A 23,221-nucleotide genomic window follows, 5' to 3' on the forward strand; every position below is an offset into this window, starting at 1 on the left:
GGACCGCCGCCACCTTCTCCTCCGGGCTGTAGCGCCGCGTCTGCGGCTTCCCGGGAACCTGTTCCTTCGGCATGTACTCATCCTCGTTTCCAAGGTCACGAGCCTCCAAAGAACCCAGTGCGGTTCAGAGAACGTGCTGCCCGGTGTTTCGGCGGTGTGTGGCCCGGCGAGACCGAGTCACTGTCGGCCTCTGCGGACCGATGAACTCGCCGACGCCGTCCGTGGTCCACACGCGGGTGCGCCACGTCCGGCGCGAACCGGTGGACCACCGATTCGAGTACGCGAGCCTGAGTTGGCTGATCGACGTCGACGAGATACCGACCCTCCCGCTGGGCCTGCGGTGGACGGCGAAGTTCCGGCCTGCCGATCACTTTCCTCAGTGCGTCCGTCCTGGGGAGACCCTGCGCGGGCGACTCGACCGGTATCTCGACGACGCTGGTATCGGGCGCCCGGATGGGCGGGTCGTTGCGCTCCTGTCGCCGCGCACGGCGGGTTACGTGTTCAATCCGCTTTCGGTGTTCTGGTGTCACGATGCGGCCGGGGCGCTGAGCTACGTGGTCGCTGAAGTGCACAACACCTACGGGGAGCGTCACTGTTATGTGGTTCGCACCGACGCGGCGGGCCGCGCGCACATCGGAAAGTCGTTCTATGTGTCGCCGTTCAACGACGTCGCCGGCCAGTACCGACTGGTGCTTCCGGAGCCTGATTCGGCGGGCGAGGTCAGGCTTGCCATTGTTCTCGAGCGGACCGGCAACGCGCCGTTCACCGCGACGGTCACCGGCACCGCGCACCGCGCGACCGTCGCTGAAGTGATCCGGGCGCAGGTGCGCGCCCCGCTGTCACCCCTGCTGGTCGCCGCCCGCATCCGGTTCCACGGCATTCGGCTGTGGGCCCGCGGGTTGCGTATCCAACCGCGTCCCGATCAGACGTCCCGACCTGATAGAGAAGAGGATCTCCTACGATGACGAGCAACGAGCAGTGCGCGGTCAACGACCCGGCGATCGACGCCCGGCTGTGGCCCGACGTGGCGCACTCGCCGGCCGGCCGGATCCGGGGGGCGGCGGCGGTGCCGGTCTTCGCCATGGCCACTCGCGGTCTGCCGATCTCGGTCGAGTTCCCCGGCAAGCGCGCTGGCGGGGACCGGTCCGGCACAGTGCGGCCCCGGATGATAATACGCAGACCGGAGTCGATGTACCGCCGGATCGGATCGGCCGGTCTGATCGGGTTCGGTGAAGCGTTCATGGCGGGCGACTGGACCACCGACGATCTGGTGGGTGTGCTGACTCCGTTTGCCGAGCGGGCCGCCGATCTCGTGCCCGCACCGTTGCAGCGACTGCGGTCCTTGGTGCTGCCGCGGCATCCGGCGGGTGAACGGAACACAGTGGAGAACACTCGCTCCAACATTTCGCGCCATTACGACCTTTCCAACGATCTGTTTGCGGCGTTTCTGGATGAGACGCTCAGCTATTCCAGCGCTTACTTCGGGTCAAATGAGGCGGCCGACGCCGCGACCTGGCCCCAGTTGGCGGTGGCTCAGCGAGCAAAGATCGACCGGCTCCTCGATTCGGCCGGGGTGGGGCCGGGCACCCGGCTACTGGAGATCGGGACCGGTTGGGGCGAGCTATGCCTCCGAGCGGCGGAGCGGGGTGCCCGGGTTCGCTCACTGACACTGTCCAGCGAGCAGCGTGAGCTGGCCATGGAGCGGGTTGCCGCGGCGGGCTTCGCCGAGCAAATCCAGATCGACCTGCTCGATTATCGACTCGTTGCCGGCGAGTATGACGCGGTGGTGTCGGTAGAGATGCTTGAGGCGGTCGGCCGGGAGTTCTGGCCCGAGTATTTCCAGACGGTCGATCGCATGCTTGCACCGGGTGGCCGCGCCGCCATTCAGGTGATCACCATGCCGCACGATCGGATGCTCGCCTCGGAGGGTACTTATACGTGGGTTCACAAGTACATCTTCCCGGGCGGACAGCTGCCGTCGATCGAGGCGCTCCGCTCAGTGGTGAGCGAAGAGACCGGGCTCGCGATCACCGACGAAATGGCGATGGGCAGGCATTACGCCCGGACGCTGCGCCTGTGGCGGGAACGTTTCTGCGCAGCATCCGAACGGGTGAATCAACTGGGGTTCGACGCGGTGTTCGCGCGGATGTGGACCTTCTACCTCGCATATTCGGAGGCCGGTTTCCGCTCCGGCTACCTCGATGTCTATCAACTCAGGCTGGACAAGAGCGGTGGCGCCTCGTAGCGGCAGGGTCCAGTGACTGCGCTGATCGCGGACGCAGTGGCCGATAGGATGGTCGCCGATGAGACCTGCCGAGGCGAGAGCGAGTGGTGCATGACGGTGGAAGCGGTCCACTTGGAAGATCTGCTGGCGCGTATAGCCACAGGCGACCATGAGGCCTTCGCCGAACTGTACGACCGCACCAGTTCCCGGCTGTACGGCATGGTGGTGCGTGTACTGCGTGACCAGGGCTACAGCGAAGAAGTGACGCAAGAGGTCTACCTGCAGGTGTGGCGGGAAGCGGGCCGGTTTCGCCCCGAACAGGGCAGCCCGATGTCGTGGCTGCTGACCATCGGGCATCGTCGAGCGGTGGATCGAGTCAGATCAGAGTCGTCGGCCTCGGAGCGGGAGTCCCGGTACGGGCGAGTCGAGTCCGTCGATTCCGCGTATGGGGTCGACGAGGTGGTGGTTGCGCGCTCGGAGGCGGAGCGTGTCCGCGAGTGCCTTGGTAGTTTGACCGACCGGCAGTTCGAGGCGGTGACGCTGTCGTATTACGAAGGTCTCACTTATCGCGAGGTGGCGCGACATCTGGCGGTCGCGCTGCCGACGGTCAAGAGTCGGATTCGTGATGGGCTCAAGCGATTGAGAGGGTGTCTGGAGAATGGATGACGATACCGGTCTGATCGCGGACGCTCCTCAGCTGGCCCTGGACGCGCTGGATGAAATGGAGCGTGCTCGCCTGCTCCGGCAGGTGGCGCAAGCTTCTGCAGAGGAGCGGGCGTCGTTCGATGCGGAGGTGGTCGCCGTCCGGGAGACGCTGGCCCGACTGAGCCATTCCACGGCCACCGCACCGCCGCAGGAGCTACGGGCTCGGTTGCTCGATACCGTCGCCGACCTCGGACTCCCCCCGGCTCCCGGTGGCGCCTCCCAGCCGGTGGGTCGGCGCCCGTGGAGGTTGGCCGCGGCTGCGGCTGCCGCCGCGGTCGTCCTGGGCGCCGGTGGTGCCGTGTTCGGCTACGCGATCGCGAACCGAGACGGTCCGACCAGCTCGTCGACGGCCGCCGATGTGTTCGCGGCGCCGGACGTCCGGACCGCCACCGGCGACGTGGCCGGCGGGCGGGCGACGGTCACCTATTCCCCGACGGTGGGCGAGGGCATTCTGGTGATGAATCAGGTTCCGCGGCCGGCCCCGGGCACGGTGCATCAGATGTGGCTCGATGGGCCGGGCGGTCCCCGGCTCGCCGGCACGATGTCCGAGACAGACGTTGGCCCGTCGACCACCGCGGTCCTCCGCGATATGGGTGGGGCCACGGCGATCACTTTCACCGTCGGTTCGGCCGCTGAGCCGACAAGACGAGTGGGCGCGCCGGTCGCCAGTCTCCCGCTGTCTTAGCTGTCCGACTAGGCTCACCTGCATGGAACCCGTATACGACACGGTGATCGGCGCCGCCCGCGCGCTGTGGCTGGCCCAGGGCCTGAAGTTCAAGATCTCCGGGGTGGAGAACGTCCCGGTCGACGGCCCCGGAGTGGTCGCGATCAACCACACCGGCTACCTCGATTTCACGCTCGCCGGCATCCCCGCCTTCCTGCAGCACAAGCGCAAGGTGCGGTTCATGGCGAAGAAGGAGGTCTTCGACAACAAGGTCGGCGGCCCCATCATGCGCGCGCTCAAGCACATCCCGGTCGATCGCGGCGACGGTGCGGCGAGCTATCAGATGGCCGTCGACTACCTGAAGAGCGGTGAACTGGTCGGCGTCTACCCGGAGGCGACGATCAGCCGCAGCTTCGAGATCAAGGCGTTCAAGTCCGGCGCCGCGCGGATGGCGCTGGAGTCCGGGGCGCCGATCATCCCGACGGTGATCTGGGGCGCGCAGCGCATCTGGACCAAGGGTCATCCGAAAGCGATGGGCCGCAACAAGTTCAAGATCGCGATCGGGGTCGCCGAGCCGATCCTGCCGACCGGCACCGCCGACGAGATCACCGCGCGCCTGCACGAGTCGATGTCGGCCAAGCTGGCCGAGCTGCAGGAGATGTACGCGGAGTGGAACGGGCCCTACCCGGCCGGTGAGTTCTGGGTGCCCGCCAAGTTCGGCGGCGGCGCTCCGACGCTGGCCGAGGCCGACGCGATGGATGCCGCCGACGCAGAGGCCAAGGCCGCGCGCCGCGCCGCGCGTGACGAGGCGAGTGAGGGCGGCGCGGGGGAGGCCTGACATGGAACCGGTCTTCCGGGCACTGGAGCTGACCGCGGGGACGCTGGTCCGTGTGCAGGGCATGCGGCGGCGCTACTTCGGGCTGGAGAACATCCCGGCCACCGGCGGATTCGTGCTCGCGCTGAACCACACCGGATACACCGACTTCATCGCGCCCGGGCTGGGGCTCTACCGCGCCGGACGACGCGGCCGGTTCCTGGTCAAGTCCGAGGTGATGGACATATCGATCATGCGATTCCTGGTGAATCATGCGCGAGCGGTGCCGGTGGACCGCTCGGCAGGCGGCGCGGCGTACGCGGCCGCCGTCGAGGCGCTGCGCGGCGGCGAGGCCGTCGTGGTCTACCCGGAGACCACCATCAGCCGCAGCTTCGAGTTGCGCGAATTCAAGAACGGCGCCGTCCGGATGGCCGCCGAGGCCGGCGTGCCGGTGGTCCCCGCGGTCGTGTGGGGTGCGCAGCGCCAGTGGAGCAAGGGCACCGCGCGGCACATGGGTTTCGCGCGGATCCCGGTCGACGTCCGGTACGGCGCACCGATCCACTACGTGCCGGACGTCGATGTCGACCAGGCGACCCGAGAGCTGTACGACGTGATGGAAGCGCTGCTCCACCGTGTGCAGGACGGCTATCCGGAGGCGCCGCGCGGCGCGGACTGGCTGCCGGCCCGGCTCGGCGGCAGCGCGCCCACCCCCGACGAGGCGCATGCCATCGAGGAGGCGGAGGCCGTCGAGAAGGCCCGGCGTCGTGCCGAGAAGGCCGCGCGGGAAGCGAAGGACCGATGACGGCCCGCGACTGGGGTCCGCCCAGCGTCATCGTGTCGGACGTCGACGGCACGCTGCTGGATCCGGCCGAGCGGGTGTCCGCGCGTACGCGCGCGGTGCTCGAGCGGGCCCGGGCCCGGGGTGTCGAGTTGGTGCTCGCGACCGGCCGCCCGCCGCGGTGGATCCCGCAGGTCGCCAACCAGCTCGCCGATTCCCCGGCCGCCGTCCGGTACGCGATCTGCGCGAACGGGGCCATCGTGTACGACGTCGCCGCCGACCGGATCCTCTATCGCGACGTGCTGGAACCCGCCGTGCTGCGGCGGCTGGCGGACATCGTCGCCCAGCGGCTGCCGGCCCCGGGCCTGGCGGTCGAACGGGTCGGCACGCTCGCCGACCTGGCGAGCGCCGACGCGGCGACCGCGCCCTTCGTGGCGACGACCGGGTACGAGCACGCGTGGCTCAACCCCGACCACGTCGAGGTGAGCGACGAGCAGATCTTCGCCGCGCCCGCGGTGAAACTGCTGGCCAGGGTGCCGCAGCTGAGTTCGCGCGAGATGGCCCACCGGGTGCGTCCCGCACTGCGCGGACTCGCCGAGGTGACGTTCTCCATCGACACCGGCCTGATCGAGCTGTCGCGCCCGAAGGTGAGCAAGGCCAGCGGACTGTCGTGGCTGATGGCCCACACCGACGTCGCCGGTGAGTCCCCGATCGCGTTCGGCGACATGCCCAACGACATCGAGATGCTTCGCTGGGCCGGTCTCGGCGTGGCGATGGGTCACGGCGACGAGGCGGCGATCGCCGCCGCCGACGAGGTGGCGCTCTCCAACGCCGACGACGGCCTCGCGCGTGTCCTCGAACGCTGGTTCTAGCCGCCGGCCGACGGAGCAGGGCGCTCCGCGTGCTGGAGATGGTGCTGGATGCGGGCCGTCATGATCGGTCGGCCGTCGTGACGCGGCGGCCGTGGCCGCGTCGACTCGGCGGGTGATCCCGGAGCTGACGGCCGGGAGCGGCGCGCCGCTCGACCGGACGGGCGCGATCTGTCGCGGATGCTGTCGCCGGCGGACAGATGTCGCGGATTCCGGCGAGTCTCGTATCGGATGCGCGACGGATTTTCGGCCCCGACACGATCCGCGACGGATCGCTGCGGGCGTCGTTCCCCGCGGTGCCACGCCGTCGCGGATCGCCGGCCGGCCGACGCCACCTGGACTGTTCGATTCCTGTTCGATAAGCGTGACCCGGTTGTGACCGCGTCGGCTTGTGGGGCGGCCCCAAAAATCACTACTGTCACAGGAGTCCCATTAATCACACGGGCCACATGCTGCAGCTGGGGTCCCGCGCGAACGAGGTAGTGCAGTGCCCAAGACCCGACCCGGCCGAGCCAAGAAGCGGACCCTCACCTACGCCGCCCTCGGGCTGGCGCCCGTCCTGCTGGCCGGTGGTCTCGCCGCCGGTGGCGGGCAGTGGATCGAGGATGCGGGTATCTCGCTGCGCGCGGATACCCCCATCACGCTGCAGGGACACGGCAACGGCCACGGTCGCGGCATGGGCCAGTGGGGTGCGTTCGGCTACGCGAAACAGGGCTGGAACGCGGAGAAGATCCTGAGCCACTACTACGGCAACACGACCGCCGGGAAGGTGGGCAACACCGACGTCACGGTCTCGCTGAGCGAGAAGAAGTCGGTGAGTGTCCGCGCGGACGCGGGTGCCAAGGTGGGTGGCCAGACGGTGGCTCCCGGGCAGGCGGTCAGCCTGTCCGGGGGCAACGCCACCATCACTCAGGGCTGCGGTGGTGCCGTGGTCAAGACGGTGCCTGCCCAGTGGGTGGATCCGATCAACCCGGGACCGAGCCGCCCGGCGAACGAACTTCTGACCTTCTGCGACGGCGGCGACGCGTACCGCGGTTCCATCGGGACCGGGCCCGACGGCGTGCTGAACAAAGTCGGCGTCGACGACTACGTCAAGGGCGTGATCCCCAAGGAATCGCTGCCGGCGTGGGCCGATGCGGGTGGCTTCGAGGCGCTGAAGGCGCAGGCCGTGGCCGCGCGGTCGTATGTGCTGGCAGGCCTGGCCGCCGGCCGCAAGATGGACAACACGCAGCAGTCGCAGATGTACCACGGAGCCTCCGGCGAGGACCCGCGCACCAACCGGGCCGCCGATGCCACCGCGGGCCAGGTCCGCATGCGGAACGGCAAGCCCGCGCTCACCGAGTTCTCGGCGTCCACCGGCGGATACACCGCGGGCGGGGACTTCCCGGCCGTCGTCGACGCCGGTGACTCCATCTCGCCGACCCACTCCTGGACGGCCACGGTCAGCCCGTCGAGCATCGCGTCGGCGTTCGGCGTCGGCACCCTCAAGAGCTTCGAGGTGATCGAGGCCAACGGGCTCGGCGAGGGCAGCGGCCGCGTCGGCAAGGTGCGGGTGGTCGGCACCGGTCGCACCGTCGAGGCGACGGGCGACGAGGTCCGGCAGAAATTGCAGCTCAAGTCCGACTGGTTCTCGGTGCAGGGCCAGAAGACGATGCCGAAGATCGTGCGGCCCCCGGTGGGTCCGGCGGCTCCGGGTGGCGGCGGCCTGCTCGACCTGCTCGATCTGAGCCCGCTCACCGATCTGCTGTCCGGCCAGCTCCCGGACCTGTCCGCGTTCGGTCTCAGCGACATGACGGCCGTCACCGGCCAGCTCACCCCGCTCATCCAGCAGATGATCGCGACCGGCACCGGGGTACTCGCCGGCAAGCGCGTCGCCCTGGAACGCAGCGATAACTCGAACGGCTCGACGGGCACCGTGAGCCGCGACCGGAGCGACAACGCGAACGGCTCCATGGGCACGGTGAGCCGCGATCGCAGTGACAACGCCAACGGCTCGATGGGCACCGTGAGCGAGCCCCGCAGTGACAACTCGCAGGGTTCCACCGGCACCGTCGCCAAGCCGGAACTGGTGACCGACGGCAAGGGCATCCACGGGCTGGTCCAGGTGCTGCAGAACGGCGTCATCTACTACAGCCCGCTGACCGGTGCGCACGCGCTGTTCGGTCAGGCGCTGACCGACTTCCTCAACGCGGGCGGCCTGAAGGTTCTGGGCTTCCCGACCCAGGACGCGCTGCGCTGAGCCGCAGGCGGGACCGGCTGTCCCCGGCGGCCGAGTCCGTCGTGCCCGGGCCGTGTCTCCCGAGTCTCTTCCGGTCCTCGGCGGCCCGCGCAGCGCCTGGCGGCGTTGTGGTCGGACGGTATGGCGCCGCTATGGCTCCCTCCTCCGCCTTGCCGGCCGCCCGGCTGATCCACCGATGCCTTCGGAGAAGACGGAGGAGACGACGTAGGAGACACGGCCTCGCGAAATACTCAGGTTCGGTCCGATAGCCTGAACAGTTGTGACTGACAGTGCGAATCACCCGGATCCGACGGGGACGACGACCCCGAGCGTGGACCTGATCGTCGTCGGCTCGGGCTTCTTCGGCCTGACCGTGGCCGAGCGGGCCGCCTCGCAACTGGGGAAGCGGGTCCTCGTCGTCGAGCGCAGGCACCACCTGGGCGGCAACGCCTACTCCGAGGCCGAGCCGGAGACCGGTATCGAGGTCCACAAGTACGGTGCGCACCTGTTCCACACCTCCAACCAGCGGGTGTGGGACTACGTCAACCAGTTCACCGACTTCACCGGCTACCAGCATCGGGTCTTCGCCATGCACGACGGCCAGGCCTACCAGTTCCCGATGGGGCTGGGCCTGGTGTCGCAGTTCTTCGGCCGCTACTTCAGCCCGGACGAGGCCCGCGCGCTGATCGCCGAGCAGGCCAGCGAGATCGACACCGCGGACGCGAAGAATCTGGAAGAGAAGGCGATCAGCCTGATCGGCCGCCCGCTGTACGAGGCGTTCATCAAGGCGTACACCGCCAAGCAGTGGCAGACCGACCCGAAGAATCTCCCGGCGGGCAACATCACCCGGCTGCCGGTGCGCTACACCTTCGACAACCGCTACTTCAACGACACCTACGAGGGCCTGCCGGTCGACGGCTACACCGCGTGGCTGGAGAACATGGCGGCCGACGAGCGCATCGAGGTCCGCCTGAACACCGACTGGTTCGAGGTGCGCGACGAACTGCGCGCGGCCAACCCGGATGCGCCGGTGGTCTATACCGGCCCGCTGGACCGCTACTTCGACTACGCGGCGGGCGACCTGGGCTGGCGCACCCTGGACTTCGAGCTGGAGGTGCTGCCGACCGGCGACTTCCAGGGCACCCCGGTGATGAACTACAACGACGCCGACGTGCCCTACACGCGGATCCACGAGTTCCGGCACTTCCACCCCGAGCGCACCGGATACCCGAACGACAAGACGGTCATCATGCGCGAGTTCAGCCGCTTCGCCGGCGAGGACGACGAGCCGTACTACCCGATCAACACCCCCGAGGACCGGGAGCGCGTCGCCGCCTACCGCGAACTCGCCAAGGCCGAGACCGCCGAGAACAAGGTGCTCTTCGGCGGCCGCCTGGGCACCTACCAGTACCTCGACATGCACATGGCGATCGCCAGTGCGCTGACCATGTTCGACAACACGCTGGCCCCGCACCTGCGTGACGGTGCGCCGCTGGCGGACCGGCCCGACGCGGACTGACGGAGCTGCCACCCATGACTTCCACCGATCCCGGTACCACCGGCAGCCGGGCCGTGTCCCTGCTGCAGCGGGTGATCTTCCCGCGCCCCGGCGAGCCGCTCGACGTGCGCTCGCTCTACCTGGTGGAGTCCGATCGCAACGAGTCGCGCGCCCACGCCCCCGACCGCACCAGCGTCCGTATCGGCGGCGAGTCGGAGATCAGCTTCGCGACCTACTTCAACGCCTTCGCCGCGTCGTACTGGCGGCGCTGGTCGGTGCTGGAGTCGGTGGTGCTGCGCATCGAGCTGACCGGCAGCGCGCGGGTGGACCTGTACCGCTCCAAGATCGACGGTTCCCGTATCGCCATCGGCGGCGACCTCGTCGAGATCGACGACGAGGGCAAGGGCGTCTTCGAGTTCGAGACCGATCTGGGGCCGTTCGAGGACGGCGGCTGGATCTGGTTCGACGTCACCACCGACACCGCGACCGAGATCACCGCGGCCGGCTGGTACGCGCCGCAGGCGCCGACTCAGGGATCGCCGAACGTCACCGTCGGCATCCCGACCTTCAACCGCCCCGCCGATGCGGTGGCCGCGCTCGCGGCGCTCACCTCCGATCCGCTGGTCGACGCGGTGATCGACGCGGTGATCATGCCCGACCAGGGCACCCGCAAGGTGAAGGACCAGGACGGCTATCCGGAGGCGGCGGATGCCCTCGGCGATCGCCTGCACATCTTCGACCAGGGCAATCTCGGCGGCTCCGGCGGCTACTCCCGCATCATGTTCGAGGCGCTGCGGCTGACCGACAGCCCGTACATCCTGTACATGGACGACGACATCATGATCGAGCCCGACTCGATCCTGCGCGCCCTCGCCCTGTCCCGCTTCGCCAAGACCCCGATGCTGGTCGGCGGCCAGATGCTGAACCTGCAGGACCGCAGTCATCTGCACTGCATGGGCGAGGTGATCGACCACCACAAGTTCATGTGGACCGCCGCGCCGTTCGTCGAGTACGACCACGATTTCAGCAAGTACCCGCTGAGCGACCGCGACAACTCCAAGAACCTGCACCGGCGCATCGACGTCGAAGGCAACGGCTGGTGGATGTGCATGATCCCGCGCGCCGCCGCCGAGGAGATCGGGCTGCCGCTGCCGCTGTTCATCAAGTGGGACGACTGGGAGTACGCGCTGCGAGCCGGCCGGGCCGGGTACCCGACGGCCACCGTGCCGGGGATCGCGATCTGGCACATGGCCTGGAGCGACAAGGACGATGCCATCGACTGGCAGGCCTACTTCCACCTGCGTAATCGCCTGGTGGTGGCCTCGCTCTACACCGACGGGCCGATCAACGGGATCCTGACGTCGATGACCAAGGCCACCGCCAAGCATCTGCTGTGCCTGGAGTACTCGACCGTCGCCATCCAGAACGAGGCGATCCGCGACTTCCTCGCCGGCCCCATGCACATCCGCGAGATCCTGCCGTCGGCACTGGGCAAGGTCGCCGGTATCCGCAAGGAGTACCCGGACGCCGTCGTGCTGCCGTCGGCGCAGTCGCTGCCGAAGACCACCGGGCAGGCCACGCACCTGGGCGTCAACGAGCCCAAGGGCCCGGTCGCCAAGGTGAAGGCGCTGCTGGGTGCGGTCGTGAACAACGCACGACCAGCCGATCCGCGGCACCACGAGGTCCCGCAGGCCAACTACCCGCCGATCGAGGCGCGCTGGTATTCGCTGGGCCGGGTCGACGGGGTCACGGTCACCACGGCCGACGGCCGCGGCGTGGTCTACCGTCAGCGCGACCGGGAGAAGATGCTCGCGCTGGGCATGGAGTCGGCGCGGCTGCAGAAGCAGCTGCGTGAGCGGTTCGACGAGATGCGGGCGCAGTACCGGGCCGCACACCAGGAACTGGCCAGCAAGGAGAGTTGGGCGCATGTCTACGGAATCGACTGACCGGGAATCGGCCGGCCAGGGATCGGCCGGCCGGGAGTTCCTGTCCGTGCCGCCGCACGGTGAGGAGAAGGCACTGGTCGCGGTGCAGTCAGCGCTGCTGACCGTGCCCGGCGCCGTCTCCGGCGCTCGCGGCCTGAGCCACTTCGGTGAGCACTCCCTCGGCTGGCTGGCCCTGGCCGCGGCCGGCGGGCTGCTGGCCGCCCGGCGCGGCGACGACGTGGGCGTGCGCAGATACGCCGAGGCCGGTATCGGCGCGTTCGGCGCCCACGCGGCCTCGGTGATCATCAAGCGGATCGTGCGGCGCCGCCGCCCGGATCACCCGGCGATCACCGTCGGCGTGGGTACACCGAGCAAGTTGAGCTTCCCGTCCAGCCACGCGACGTCGACCACCGCGGCGGCGATCCTGCTCGGGCGGGCCGCCGGACTGAACCCGGCGGTCCTGCCCGCGGTGATCGTTCCGCCCATGCTGCTGTCCCGGCTGGTGCTCGGCGTCCACTACCCTTCCGATGTAGCGGCGGGCGCGCTGATCGGCGGGCTCAGCGCCGGTGCCGTGATCGCGGCCGACAAGCATCTGCCCGACCGGTTCGCGCCGTCGGCACCGACCAAGTGAGGAACTGCTGATGAGCGAGGAGCCGATCGAGGGCAAGGTCGTGGGGCCGCCGAAGAACCTGGCGACCGGCCTGGTCAAGGCGTTGCGCCCGCGGCAGTGGGTGAAGAACGTCCTCGTCCTGGCGGCACCGCTGGTCGCCGGCACCGACGCGCTCACCGACGGTCACAAGATGGCCGGCGTCGGTATCGCGTTCGTCGCCTTTTGTCTCGCGGCGTCGTCGATCTATCTGATCAACGACGCGCTCGACGTCGAGGCCGATCGTCAGCACCCCACCAAGCGTTTCCGCCCGATCGCGGCCGGGGTGGTGCCGCAGAGCCTGGCGTATGTGCTGGCCGTGGTGCTGATGGCCGCGGCGATCGGCATCTCGTTCATCGCCAACTGGCAGACCGCGGTCACCATCGCCGTCTATCTCGCGATCCAGCTGGCCTACTGCTTCGGGCTCAAGCACCAGGCCGTGGTCGACATCTGCATCGTCTCCTCGGGCTTCCTGCTCCGGGCCATCGCCGGTGGTGTCGCCGCCGAGATCGATCTGTCCAAGTGGTTCCTGCTGGTGATGGCCTTCGGTTCGCTGTTCATGGCCGCCGGCAAGCGCTACGCGGAGTTGCAGCTCGCCGAGCGCACCGGCGCCAAGATCCGCAAGTCGCTGGAGTACTACACCACCACCTACCTGCGCTTCGTCTGGACGCTGTCGGCCACGGCCGTGGTGCTCTGCTACGGCCTGTGGGCGTTCGACGGCCAGCACAGCCAGAACGTCTTCTACGCCATCTCGGTGGTCCCGTTCACCGTGGCGATCCTGCGGTACGCGGTCGACGTCGACGGCGGCGAGGCCGGCGAGCCGGAGGAGATCGCCCTCGGCGACCGCGTCCTGCAGTTCCTCGCGGTGGCCTGGGTGGTGCTCGTGGCGGTTGCGGTCTATGTCCCATCGTGACGTGCCGGGGTCCCGGCGTGACGTGCCGGGGTCCCGGCGTGACGTGCCGGGTGACGCCCCCGCCCCGGACTCCGGCGATGCCTCAGCGACCCGCCCGGCGTGGCGCGACCGCCGGCTGCTGGGTCCCGGGCTGTCGTGGCTGATCGGCACCGTGCTGGTCACCGTCTTCTTCGCGATCGGTGCGTGGCAGCGCCGCTGGATCGCCGACGACGGCCTCATCGTGTTGCGCACCATCCGGAATCTGCTGGCCGGCAACGGCCCGGTCTTCAACGCCGGGGAGCGCGTGGAGGCCAACACCTCGACCGCGTGGACCTATCTGCTGTGGTTCTTCTCCTGGGTCACCGGGGCCGGGAGCGATGCGAACGGGACGGGTGACGGGCACCTCGAGTACGTCGCCCTCTGGGTGGCCCTGGTGCTGTCCGTCGCGGCGATCCCGATCGCCATGTACGGCACGGCCCGCCTGTACGGCGACCGCTGGCTCAGCGCGCGCGGCCGGGCGGCCGCGGGCGTCACCCTGCTGCTGCCGCTCGGCTCCATCGTCTACATCTCGCTGCCGCCGGCCCGCGACTTCGCGACCAGCGGCCTGGAGAACGGTCTGGTGATCTTCTGGATCGCCTGCCTGTGGTGCCTGTTCCTGGCCTGGTCGCGCCGTGACCCGGAGCGGACAGACTGGCGGGCGCGCACGGCCTTCCTCGGCCTCTCCTTCGTGGCCGGCCTGGCGCCGCTGATCCGGCCGGAGATCACCGTGCTGGGCGGCCTGGTGCTGCTGGTGCTGTTCTGCGCGCCGATCGGCTGGAAGCTGCGCGTGTCGATGGTGGTGGTCGCGGCCGTGGTGCCGGTCGGCTATCAGATCTTCCGGATGGGCTACTACGCCATCCTGGTGCCCAACCCGGCGATCGCCAAGGACGCCAGCGGGTCCAAGTGGGGGCAGGGCTTCACCTATCTGGACAATCTGTTCAGTCCTTATATTCTTCTGCTTCCGGTCATCCTGGCGATTCTGGTCGGCGTGGTGCTCGCGGTGACCGGGCCGCGACGGAGCAGCCACGACCCCGAGCAGATCGATCCGCACGACCACATCGCCGACGACATCCCGGACATTCTGGAGCCGGTCGACTCGTCGCCCCGCCGGTTCGCGGCGCGGTGGATCGACTTCCAGGCCCGCCTGCAGCAGCCGTCGACCGTGGTCATCACGATCCTGGTGGCCGGAGTGCTGCTGACGCTCTACTGGCTGCGCCAGGGCGGCGACTTCATGCACGGCCGGGTGCTGCTGGCCCCGCTGTTCATCTTGCTGCTGCCGGTGATGGTGGTGCCCGCGACGATCCCGGCGACGGCCCGCACCGCGGTGTCGCGCTGGCGGCTCGCCGCGGCGGCGTTTATCATCCTGTGCGTCGGCGGCACCGTCTGGTGGGGTGCGGCGGTCTCCCAGAAGGTGCTCTCCCAGGCGCCGATGGACATCAGCCGCAACGGCATCGTCGACGAGCGCCGGTTCTACGTCGCCAACATGGCGATCGAGAACCCGGTGACGGCGAAGGACTATCTGGAATACCCGCGCATGCGCGCGATGGTGGAGAAGATCAACGAGCTCCACGGGACCGGCGGCATCATCCTGCCCTCGGGCAACTACGACGAGTGGTATGTCGCGCGGCTGCGCGGCGGTCTGCCCGCGGGGCAGAAGGACAAGACCACCGTGTACTTCCTGAATCTGGGTATGACGGGGATGAACGCGCCGCTGGACGTGCGCGTGGTGGACCAGATGGGGCTGGCCTATCCGCTGGCCGCGCACACCGAGCGACTCAAGGACGGCCGCATCGGGCACGACAAGAACCTGCCGACGGCCTGGGTGATCGCCGAGTCGGGCGGCGTGTCCGGTGGCCCGGGACTGCCCGCGTACGTGGAGTCGATCGATGTGCGGGAGGCGAACGTGGCGCTGACGTGTCCGGCCACTCAGGCTCGGTTCAGCTCGTACAAGGGTGTGTGGTCGTTCGCCCGATTCCGGCACAATCTGCGGCAGTCGTTCGAGTTCAACAGCTACCGCATCTCACGTACTCCCGAGTACGAGATCCTGCGGTGCGGGCTCAAACCGGTGACCGACCGTCCCCAGTGACGGTGACCACAGAATGGCGGATTTGATCTCGAAAAGGTAACGTCCTACGTCGAGCCCTCGATGGAATCAATGTCGGGACGGCCGCGGATCGCGAGATCATGAGGCCTGAATGACGGAGATGCCAGCACCGACACTGTGATCAGCGTCACAGTTTTTGAGTGGTGAGGGCGAGAGAGATAGGCTTCCGTCCATCCGGTTACGGATGAGGCGTGTGTGAGTTGCGAGGCGGCTGACACAAACGAGGCGGCTGTGGGTGATCCTGAGCGGATCCTGGCAGCTGAGTAAGTTCAAGGAAGAGAGCAGCAATGCGCGTAGCTAAGAGCAAGCCGCAGGCCGGTCGCCGGCTGACGGCCGTTCTGGTCGCCGTCCTGACCGTCCTCGGTCTGGTGGGCACCGCGATCGGAACGGGTGAGGCCAGTGCGTTGGCGCCCGGAGGCAAGACCTACTGGACCGACTCGTGCGGCATGCCGACCAACGGCGCGTTCGGCAACAAGTCGATGAAGCCCGGTCACGTCAAGGTCCGTATCTGGGCCAAGCCGGGTAACAAGCGCACCGTCATCATGCTCGACGGCCTGCGCGCCCAGTACGACCTGAGCGGCTGGGAGATCAACACCAACATCCAGAACCTGGCGAAGCAGGGCGTGAACGTCGTCGAGCCGATCGGCGGCCCGGCCAGCTTCTACACCAACTGGGATGCGCCGTCGAACTTCAACGGTCAGCGCCAGGCCTACAAGTGGGGCTGTGTCATCGACCGCCTCGCCGCGAACCTCCGCAGCGGCCGCTCCGGCCTGCCGGCCCTGCCGGGCAAGGGTGGCAAGTACGCCATCATGGGTATCTCGGCCGGTGGTAACGCCGCGCTGACCCACGCCGCGCAGCGTCGCGACCTCTACTACGCCGCCGCCTCGATGTCGGGTTACGACTACCTGAGCGCGCCCGGCATGCGCACCATGATCCGGCTCGCGATGCTCGACGTCGCGCCGCAGCCGTGGAACGTCGACTCGATGTGGGGCCCGCCGTGGAGCCCGCGCTGGGTGCAGAACGACCCGGCCATGCTGATCAACCGCATGCACGGTCTGAAGCTGTTCATCGGCTCGGGCAACGGCCTCTTCGGTCGCTACAACTACCCGCAGAACGTCGGCGACGACCTCTTCAAGGGCACCCCGCTGGAACTGCTCGCGTTCACCCAGGCGAAGGCCTTCGAGACCAGCGCGCGGATCCAGGGTCTGAACCCGATGACCTACTACGCCAACGGCACCCACGCGTGGGGCTACTGGCAGGACATGGTCTGGAACGCGAAGCGGCAGGGCTTCTTCAACTGACCCGCCGCCGTGGCTGAGAAACTTTAGTCACACAATTCACATGCGTCACAGCGTGGCGCACGGACAACGAGACGCCCCACGTGTAAGAACACACGTGGGGCGTTTCGCATCGTCGGATGCGCGGTGACCCGCGGGGTTCGTGAGTGAGTTGAAGGAGCAGCACGTGACGGTGTGGAGTACGACGAAGCGCAAGCGTGGTCGACGGGTGACCGTGGCGGCGGTCGCCGCGGCGCTGAGTGTCGTGCTGGTGGCACCGTTCGCCGGCACCGTCGTCGCCGATCCGGCGCCCGCGGCCCCGCCGGCGGCGCCCGCCGCCCCCGCGGACAAGCCCGCTCCGCCGACGGCCAAGCCCGCGGACAAGCCGGCCCCGCCGGCCGCGCCCCCGGCCGCCCCGGCCGCGCCCGCCCGCGTCACCAAGATCGTCTGGTACAGCAGCCAGCGCGTGGCGATCTGGGTGTTCTCTCCGGCGATGAACACCGAGATCCAGGTGCAGCTGCTGCTGGCTCGTGACTGGTGGTACAAGCCGACGGCCAAGTTCCCGCAGCTGCTGACCCTCGACGGGCTCCGCGCGCAGGACGATCAGAACGGCTGGCTGATCAACACCGACATCGAGCGCTTCTACCAGGACAAGAACGTCAACGTGGTGCTGCCGGTGGGCGGCGAGTCGAGCTTCTACACGGACTGGAAGGAGCCCGACAAGGGCAAGAACTACAAGTGGGAGACCTTCCTGATCCACGAGCTCCCGCCGATCCTGCAGAACCAGTGGCGCTCCACCGACGTCCGCGGCGTGCAGGGCCTCTCCATGGGCGGTAGCGCCGCGATGATGCTGGCCGCGCGCAATCCGGGCTTCTTCAAGTTCGCCGCGTCGTACTCGGGCATCCTGCAGCTCACCTCCTACGGCATGCCGCAGGCCGTGCAGTTCGCGCTGCGCGACGGCGGCGGCTACGACTCGCAGAAGATGTTCGGTCCGCCGAGCGATCCCGCGTGGGCCGAGCACGACCCGTATCTGCTGGCCGAGCAGCTGCGCGGCACCAGCCTGTACATCTCGTCCGGCAACGGCGTGGTGGGGCCGTACGACAAGCCCAGCGAGATCCCGTTGCTGGCCACCAACTATTCGGGCGTCGGCCTGGAGGTGCTGGCCCGCACCACCAGCCAGCAGTTCGCGACCAAGCTCAATCAGCTCGGCATCCCGGCGCAGGCCGTGTACCGCCCGTCGGGCACGCACACCTGGCCGTACTGGGAGTTCGAGATGAAGCAGGCGTGGCCGCAGGCCGCCAGCGCCCTCGGGCTGTCCGGCGACCGCGTCGCCTGCGCGGTCGGCGACGCCTTCAAGAAGGCCAAGCAGGTCCGCTCGCTCGGCGGTTGCCTCACCCCGCAGTACCCGGTGCCCGGCGGTATGGCGCAGGACTTCCGCAACGGGCGCATCTTCACCGGCCCGAAGGGGCCCAAGGTGGTCGGCGGTGCGATCGGCGGCGCCTATGTGCCGAACTTCGACCGCCTGGGACTCCCGACCAGCGACGAACTCACCAGCAAGGACGGCAAGGTCAAGTTCAACACCTTCGTCCACGGCAAGATCAGCTGGACGCCGACCGGCGGCACGCGCGTCGAGGTGAAGTGACACCGCTGCGGCGCACGATCGGTGACCTGCGCCGCAGCGACGTCGTCGTTATTGATAATCGGCTGAGGATCTGCCGTGTTTACGCAGGTGAATACCCTGCGAGGTGCAGAATTGCGAGATTCGGAAGGTAGCCTTTCAACCATGACTGGCAAGTTCTCTCGCGGCGTCTTCGTGTGCGTCGCCCTGGCTGCTGCCGCGGTCGCCCTCGCCGGGTGCGGCGGGGATTCGTCGACCGCCAGCGCACCGCTCTCCCAGGAGGTCACCACCCGGACCATGCCCGGCAGCGGTACCACCGATTCGTCGGCCGAGGAGCAGGCCTCCGAGCTGGCCGCGTCCAACGCGTCGAAGGCCACCAGCACGCTGCCGGCCACCAAGCCGGACAAGTCCACGACGGTGCCGGGCAACTTCCCGGGCTCCAAGCAGGGCCAGCAGCAGCTCACCGACAAGGACAAGCGCTACCTGGCGGCTCTGAAGCAGGACAATGTGGCGTTCATGGGCGACGACGACAACAACATCGCGCTCACCATGGGCCACTACGTGTGCCAGGAGAAGAAGAAGAAGACCGATCCGATGATGATCAAGGTCTACGTGCGCGCCGCCATCGGTCCGATGACCAAGACCGAGGACGAGGCCGGCGCCAAGGCCGACAAGCTGATCTCCGCCGCCGAGAAGAATCTCTGCTGATACATGCGACGCCGTGCCCGCAAGCTGGCGTGGGGTGTCGGACTCCTGGCGCTGGTCGCCCTCGTTCTGGTGATCGTGCTGATCATTCAGTTCCTGCGGCCGTCTCCGCCGCCGCCCGGGCCGCCCACGAGCCCGCCCACGTCCGCGCCCCCGCACCGGCCGAACGCCCAGCCCGCCGACTGCCCGGACGTGCTGGTCCTCTCGATCCCCGGCACCTGGGAGTCGAAGTCGAACGACGATCCGTATCACCCCACGGCCAACCCGAAGTCGCTGATGCTGCGGGTGACCAGCGCGTTGCAGGAGAAGTTTCCGCGTAGCCGCGCCGAGGTGTACACCGTGCCCTACGTCGCGCAGTTCCGGAATCCGACCGTGCTCGGCGACAACCAGCGCGACTACGACTGGTCGCGGCACCAGGGCCGCCGGAAGGCGGACGCCAAGCTGACCGCGACCCACGAGCATTGCCCGCTCACCCGGTACATCCTGATGGGCTTCTCGCAGGGCGCGGTGATCACCGGTGACATCGCGAGCGACATCGGCAACGGCAAGGGCCCGATCCCGGCCGCCGACCAGGACCTGGTGCTCGGCGTCGGCCTGATCGCCGATGGCCGCCGGGTGTCCGGCGAGCAGCACGACGTCGGCCCGAGCCCGCAGGGGCAGGGCGCGGAGGTGAGCCTCGGCGGCCTCCGGATCCCCGGGATCACGATGAGCGGCAAGCGGACCGGCGGTTTCGGCACGCTCACCGACCGGACCTACTCGATCTGCGCTCCCGGCGACCTCATCTGCGACGCCCCGCAGATCACCAACCCGTTCGACGCCGTCGGCAAGTTCGCGAATGCGGCGAACAATCCGGTGCATGCGATGTACGCCACGAAGAAGTACTGGAGTGACGACGGCGCCACCGCGACGCAGTGGATGCTGAGGTGGGCGACCGCGTTGATCGAGCAGGCCCCGCGCCCGAAACATCGGTGATACGGAAACACCGCGAAGACTTTGGGGTCGGCTCCCCGGCTGCGTTAACCTTTTCGTGACATTTGAGTGAGCGTCCCCCGTTCGGATGAACGCGGGCCGCGGTGGCCGGGGGTGGCGAGGAGGTGGACGCGTGACCGGAACGGCGATGCTGGATCCGGCGACGCGCACCTCTCGACTGCGCCGCTTCCGATTCGGCGCCGGCGGCGAGGGCAACAAGGACGAGGGCGGCGCCCGCAACTTCATCCGGCTCGCGCAGCACGCGGAGGACCTCGGCTACGACACCTTCGCCGTACCCGACCATCTCGGCAATCAGGTCGGCCCCCTCGCGGCGCTCGGCGCGCTGTCGCAGGCCACCAGCAGTATCCGGCTCGCGACGTCGGTGCTGGCCAACGGCTTCCGCCATCCGGCGATCCTGGCCAAGGAGGCCACCACCATCGACGTCCTCTCGCGAGGGCGACTGGAACTGGGCATCGGCGCAGGCTGGCTGAAAGACGAGTTCCGCCAGGCGGGCATCGACTTCGGGACCCCGGGGGAGCGGATCCGCCGGCTCGACGAAGCGCTCACCGTGCTCGACGGCCTGTTGCGCGGCGAGACGGTCGACTTCGCCGGGGAGTTCTACCGGATCAGCGGCCTGCAGGGCTCGCCGCGGCCGCGGCAGGGCCCGCGCCCGCCGATCGCGGTCGGCGGCGGAGGGCCGCGGATGCTGGCACTGGCCGCGCGGCATGCGGACATCATCTCGGTGGCCACCCGGTCCACGCCCGACGGGAAGCTGCGGCTCTCGGATATGACGATCGAGAGCACGCTCGAGCGCGTCGACCGCATCCGGGAGGCAGCCGGGGAGCGGTTCGACGAGATCGAACTGAATTGGACCATCGCCGCCGTCGTGCCGACCGACGACCGGGTCGCCGCCGCCGAACTGGCCCTGAAGGCTCTCGACAGCGGGTATCCGCCGACCATCGAACGCGACGCGGAACTGACCGTCGACGACCTCCTCGCCTCCCCGTATCTGGCGTTCGGCACCGTCAAGGAGATCGCCGAGCACATCCGCGAGGTCCGTCGCCGGACGACGATGAGCTACGTCGGTGTGTTCCCCACGCAGATGGATGCATTCGCACCCGTCATCCCGCTCTTGCGGGAGGAGTAGAATCAGACCGGTTTTGCGTGTCCCGGACCGATGAGAACCATCGGAGAGCGGGAGAAATGGACAGGGCGACGACACCGCGGGTGAGTGCAACGGAGCCGACAGGATGACTGAGAAGACGCCGCGGCAGCGGCACAGGAGTTTGGAATGCTGAATACCGAGTTCGAGCAGTTTCTCGATGAGAACGGCAACCTTCGGTTCACCGCGGACGCCACGCTCGTCGACTACGTCGAACGCAACGTCCGGGATCAGGCCGACACTCTCGCCTACCGGTTCATCGATTACAGCCGCGAGCGCGACGGTGAACCCCAAGACCTGACCTGGGCCCAGTTCGGCAAGCGGCTCCGCGCCGTGGCCGCACGCCTTCAGCAGGTGACCAAGCCCGGCGACCGCGTCGCGATCCTGGCCCCGCAGTCGCTCGAATACGTGATCGGCTTCTTCGCCGCGCTGTACGCCAGCAACATCGCCGTCCCGCTGTTCAGCCCCGACGAGCCCGGGCACACCGACCGTCTCACCGCGGTGCTCGCCGACTGCCGGCCGACCGCCATCCTGACCTCCACCAAGTCGGCCGAGGCGGTTCGCGACTTCTTCGCCGACCGTCCGGCCAAGGAGCGCCCGCGCGTCATCGCCGTCGACGCCGTGCCCGACTCGGTCGGCTCCACCTGGGTGGCCCCGGTCGCCGGCAAGGACCACAACCGCGACACCGTCGCCTACCTGCAGTACACCTCCGGCTCCACCCGCGTGCCGGCCGGCGTCGAGATCACCTACGAGGCGGTCGCCGCCAACTGCCTGCAGATCTACGACTGCATCGAGATCGACCGCAACTCCCGCGGCGTCACCTGGCTGCCGATGTTCCACGACATGGGCCTGCTGACGGTGATCCTGCCCGCGCTCGGCGGCAAGTACATCACCATCATGAGCCCGGCCGCGTTCGTGCGGCGCCCGGGCCGGTGGATCAAGGAACTGGCCGCCGCCGACGATCACACGCCCACCTACGCCGCGGCCCCGAACTTCGCCTACGAGCACGCCGCCGCCCGCGGCCTGCCGCGGGAGGGCGAGGAACTGGACCTCTCCAACGTGATCGGCCTGATCAACGGCTCGGAGCCGGTCACCGTCAGCTCGATGCGCAAGTTCAACGAGGCCTTCGAGCCCTACGGTCTGTCGCCGAAGGCGATCAAGCCCTGCTACGGCATGGCCGAGGCCACCCTCTTCGTCTCCGCCACCCAGCGCGACAACGCCGCCAAGATCAGCTACGTCGACCGCGAGAAGCTGAACGCCGGCGAGTTCGTCCCGGTCGCCGAGGACGCCGAGAACGCGATCGCCCAGGTCTCCTGCGGTCAGGTGGCGCTCAGCCAGTGGGCGTGCATCGTCGATTCGGACACCGCCACCGAGGTTGCCGACGGCCGCGTCGGCGAGATCTGGCTGCACGGCCTGAACATCGGCAAGGGCTACTGGAACAAGGACTCCGAGACCGAGGAGACCTTCCACAACCTCCTCGCGCACCCGCTGCCCGAGGGCAGCCACTCCGCCGGCGCCCCCGAGGGCGCGCAGTGGATGCGCACCGGCGACTACGGCGTCATCTACGACGGCGAGCTGTACATCACCGGCCGGGTCAAGGACCTGGTGATCGTCGACGGCCGCAACCACTACCCGCAGGACCTCGAGTTCAGCGCGCAGGAGGCCAGCGCCAACCTGCGACCCGGCTTCATCGCGGCGTTCGCGGTCCCGGCCAACCAGCTGCCGGCCGAGGTCTTCGAGGGCGGCTTCTCCGGTCTGACCGCCGATCCCGACGACGCCTCCGAGCAGCTGGTGATCGTCGCCGAACGCGGCCCGGGCCGCAAGGCCGATCCGCAGGAGATCGCCGACGCCGTGCGCGCCGCGATCGCCGGCCGCCACGGCGTGATGGTCCGCGACCTGCTCCTGGTACCGGCGGGTTCCATCCCGCGCACGTCGAGCGGCAAGATCGCGCGCCGGGCCACCAAGGCCGCGTACATCGACGGCACCCTGCGCGGCGGCTACCAGCAGACGGCCTTCCCGGACGCCGGCGACTAGATCTCGTGCACTTCACCGCGAACGGCCCGGCATGTCCACGACATACCGGGCTTGACGCATACCTCTCGAATGTTCCCGAT

19 protein-coding genes are annotated in these 23,221 nt (G+C 68.7%); all 19 read left to right on the forward strand.

The genetic code is table 11. The features are described from left to right. Positions 1–200: 200 nt before the first annotated feature. Positions 201–965, forward strand: a complete 765-nt coding sequence (locus tag ACSEEN_RS16160) for a DUF1365 domain-containing protein (protein ID WP_440713734.1) — start codon at positions 201–203, stop codon at positions 963–965. After that, positions 962–2,245, forward strand: a complete 1,284-nt coding sequence (locus tag ACSEEN_RS16165; protein WP_298445114.1) for a class I SAM-dependent methyltransferase — start codon at positions 962–964, stop codon at positions 2,243–2,245. The genes ACSEEN_RS16160 and ACSEEN_RS16165 overlap by 4 nt, the downstream gene beginning before the upstream one ends. Positions 2,246–2,335: 90 nt before the next feature. Beyond that, positions 2,336–2,890 carry an ECF RNA polymerase sigma factor SigK gene (gene sigK / locus ACSEEN_RS16170; RefSeq protein WP_440713735.1) on the forward strand — a complete coding sequence of 185 codons (555 nt, stop codon included), beginning with the start codon at positions 2,336–2,338 and terminating at the stop codon, positions 2,888–2,890. Further along, entirely contained in the window at positions 2,883–3,614 is a 732-nt protein-coding gene (locus ACSEEN_RS16175; protein WP_440713736.1) for an anti-sigma factor, read from the forward strand. The genes sigK and ACSEEN_RS16175 overlap by 8 nt, the downstream gene beginning before the upstream one ends. A gap of 22 nt (positions 3,615–3,636) precedes the next feature. Further along, positions 3,637–4,431 (forward strand): lysophospholipid acyltransferase family protein, encoded by a 795-nt coding sequence (locus tag ACSEEN_RS16180; protein ID WP_371308202.1) that lies wholly within the window; start codon positions 3,637–3,639, stop codon positions 4,429–4,431. 1 nt (position 4,432) lies between these two features. Continuing rightward, positions 4,433–5,209 carry a lysophospholipid acyltransferase family protein gene (locus ACSEEN_RS16185; protein WP_298441286.1) on the forward strand — a complete coding sequence of 259 codons (777 nt, stop codon included), beginning with the start codon at positions 4,433–4,435 and terminating at the stop codon, positions 5,207–5,209. Next, positions 5,206–6,057, forward strand: a complete 852-nt coding sequence (locus ACSEEN_RS16190; RefSeq protein ID WP_440713737.1) for an HAD family hydrolase — start codon at positions 5,206–5,208, stop codon at positions 6,055–6,057. The genes ACSEEN_RS16185 and ACSEEN_RS16190 overlap by 4 nt, the downstream gene beginning before the upstream one ends. A gap of 484 nt (positions 6,058–6,541) precedes the next feature. Beyond that, positions 6,542–8,293, forward strand: a complete 1,752-nt coding sequence (locus tag ACSEEN_RS16195; RefSeq protein ID WP_247865721.1) for a SpoIID/LytB domain-containing protein — start codon at positions 6,542–6,544, stop codon at positions 8,291–8,293. A 259-nt stretch (positions 8,294–8,552) separates the two neighbouring features. Beyond that, on the forward strand, positions 8,553–9,791 hold the full coding sequence (glf, locus tag ACSEEN_RS16200) for a UDP-galactopyranose mutase (protein ID WP_247865722.1): 1,239 nt from the start codon (positions 8,553–8,555) through the stop codon (positions 9,789–9,791). Positions 9,792–9,805: 14 nt separating this feature from the next. Beyond that, entirely contained in the window at positions 9,806–11,716 is a 1,911-nt protein-coding gene (locus ACSEEN_RS16205; RefSeq protein ID WP_247865723.1) for a glycosyltransferase, read from the forward strand. Next, positions 11,697–12,326: a phosphatase PAP2 family protein gene (locus ACSEEN_RS16210; RefSeq protein WP_440713738.1), complete on the forward strand. Its 630-nt coding sequence runs from the start codon at positions 11,697–11,699 to the stop codon at positions 12,324–12,326. Before ACSEEN_RS16205 ends, ACSEEN_RS16210 begins: the two co-directional genes overlap by 20 nt. A gap of 10 nt (positions 12,327–12,336) precedes the next feature. Beyond that, positions 12,337–13,254: a decaprenyl-phosphate phosphoribosyltransferase gene (locus tag ACSEEN_RS16215; protein ID WP_247865725.1), complete on the forward strand. Its 918-nt coding sequence runs from the start codon at positions 12,337–12,339 to the stop codon at positions 13,252–13,254. After that, entirely contained in the window at positions 13,241–15,358 is a 2,118-nt protein-coding gene (locus ACSEEN_RS16220; RefSeq protein ID WP_247865726.1) for an arabinofuranosyltransferase AftB family protein, read from the forward strand. Before ACSEEN_RS16215 ends, ACSEEN_RS16220 begins: the two co-directional genes overlap by 14 nt. A 305-nt stretch (positions 15,359–15,663) precedes the next feature. Continuing rightward, positions 15,664–16,677 carry an alpha/beta hydrolase gene (locus ACSEEN_RS16225; RefSeq protein ID WP_298441299.1) on the forward strand — a complete coding sequence of 338 codons (1,014 nt, stop codon included), beginning with the start codon at positions 15,664–15,666 and terminating at the stop codon, positions 16,675–16,677. A gap of 163 nt (positions 16,678–16,840) precedes the next feature. Further along, positions 16,841–18,295 carry an alpha/beta hydrolase-fold protein gene (locus ACSEEN_RS16230; RefSeq protein WP_440713739.1) on the forward strand — a complete coding sequence of 485 codons (1,455 nt, stop codon included), beginning with the start codon at positions 16,841–16,843 and terminating at the stop codon, positions 18,293–18,295. A 141-nt stretch (positions 18,296–18,436) separates the two neighbouring features. After that, positions 18,437–18,979: a DUF732 domain-containing protein gene (locus ACSEEN_RS16235; protein WP_247865729.1), complete on the forward strand. Its 543-nt coding sequence runs from the start codon at positions 18,437–18,439 to the stop codon at positions 18,977–18,979. Between the two features lie 3 nt (positions 18,980–18,982). Beyond that, positions 18,983–19,948: a cutinase family protein gene (locus tag ACSEEN_RS16240; protein ID WP_440713740.1), complete on the forward strand. Its 966-nt coding sequence runs from the start codon at positions 18,983–18,985 to the stop codon at positions 19,946–19,948. A 145-nt stretch (positions 19,949–20,093) separates the two neighbouring features. Then, positions 20,094–21,092 (forward strand): TIGR03621 family F420-dependent LLM class oxidoreductase, encoded by a 999-nt coding sequence (locus tag ACSEEN_RS16245; protein ID WP_440713753.1) that lies wholly within the window; start codon positions 20,094–20,096, stop codon positions 21,090–21,092. A gap of 144 nt (positions 21,093–21,236) precedes the next feature. Further along, positions 21,237–23,141 (forward strand): long-chain-fatty-acid--AMP ligase FadD32, encoded by a 1,905-nt coding sequence (fadD32, locus tag ACSEEN_RS16250; RefSeq protein WP_440713741.1) that lies wholly within the window; start codon positions 21,237–21,239, stop codon positions 23,139–23,141. Positions 23,142–23,221: the final 80 nt, after the last annotated feature.

The sequence above is a fragment of the Gordonia marina genome (genome assembly GCF_052036135.1).
Classification (GTDB): Bacteria; Actinomycetota; Actinomycetes; order Mycobacteriales; family Mycobacteriaceae; genus Gordonia.

Bases quoted from the DNA above. Each gene is read 5' to 3' on its own strand.
- ACSEEN_RS16160 (WP_440713734.1), top strand. From the start codon at position 201: ATGAACTCGCCGACGCCGTCCGTGGTCCACACGCGGGTGCGCCACGTC.
- ACSEEN_RS16165 (WP_298445114.1), top strand. From the start codon at position 962: ATGACGAGCAACGAGCAGTGCGCGGTCAACGACCCGGCGATCGACGCC.
- sigK (WP_440713735.1), top strand. From the start codon at position 2,336: ATGACGGTGGAAGCGGTCCACTTGGAAGATCTGCTGGCGCGTATAGCC.
- ACSEEN_RS16175 (WP_440713736.1), top strand. From the start codon at position 2,883: ATGGATGACGATACCGGTCTGATCGCGGACGCTCCTCAGCTGGCCCTG.
- ACSEEN_RS16180 (WP_371308202.1), top strand. From the start codon at position 3,637: ATGGAACCCGTATACGACACGGTGATCGGCGCCGCCCGCGCGCTGTGG.
- ACSEEN_RS16185 (WP_298441286.1), top strand. From the start codon at position 4,433: ATGGAACCGGTCTTCCGGGCACTGGAGCTGACCGCGGGGACGCTGGTC.
- ACSEEN_RS16190 (WP_440713737.1), top strand. From the start codon at position 5,206: ATGACGGCCCGCGACTGGGGTCCGCCCAGCGTCATCGTGTCGGACGTC.
- ACSEEN_RS16205 (WP_247865723.1), top strand. From the start codon at position 9,806: ATGACTTCCACCGATCCCGGTACCACCGGCAGCCGGGCCGTGTCCCTG.
- ACSEEN_RS16210 (WP_440713738.1), top strand. From the start codon at position 11,697: ATGTCTACGGAATCGACTGACCGGGAATCGGCCGGCCAGGGATCGGCC.
- ACSEEN_RS16215 (WP_247865725.1), top strand. From the start codon at position 12,337: ATGAGCGAGGAGCCGATCGAGGGCAAGGTCGTGGGGCCGCCGAAGAAC.
- ACSEEN_RS16220 (WP_247865726.1), top strand. From the start codon at position 13,241: ATGTCCCATCGTGACGTGCCGGGGTCCCGGCGTGACGTGCCGGGGTCC.
- ACSEEN_RS16225 (WP_298441299.1), top strand. From the start codon at position 15,664: ATGCGCGTAGCTAAGAGCAAGCCGCAGGCCGGTCGCCGGCTGACGGCC.
- ACSEEN_RS16235 (WP_247865729.1), top strand. From the start codon at position 18,437: ATGACTGGCAAGTTCTCTCGCGGCGTCTTCGTGTGCGTCGCCCTGGCT.
- ACSEEN_RS16240 (WP_440713740.1), top strand. From the start codon at position 18,983: ATGCGACGCCGTGCCCGCAAGCTGGCGTGGGGTGTCGGACTCCTGGCG.
- ACSEEN_RS16245 (WP_440713753.1), top strand. From the start codon at position 20,094: ATGCTGGATCCGGCGACGCGCACCTCTCGACTGCGCCGCTTCCGATTC.
- fadD32 (WP_440713741.1), top strand. From the start codon at position 21,237: ATGCTGAATACCGAGTTCGAGCAGTTTCTCGATGAGAACGGCAACCTT.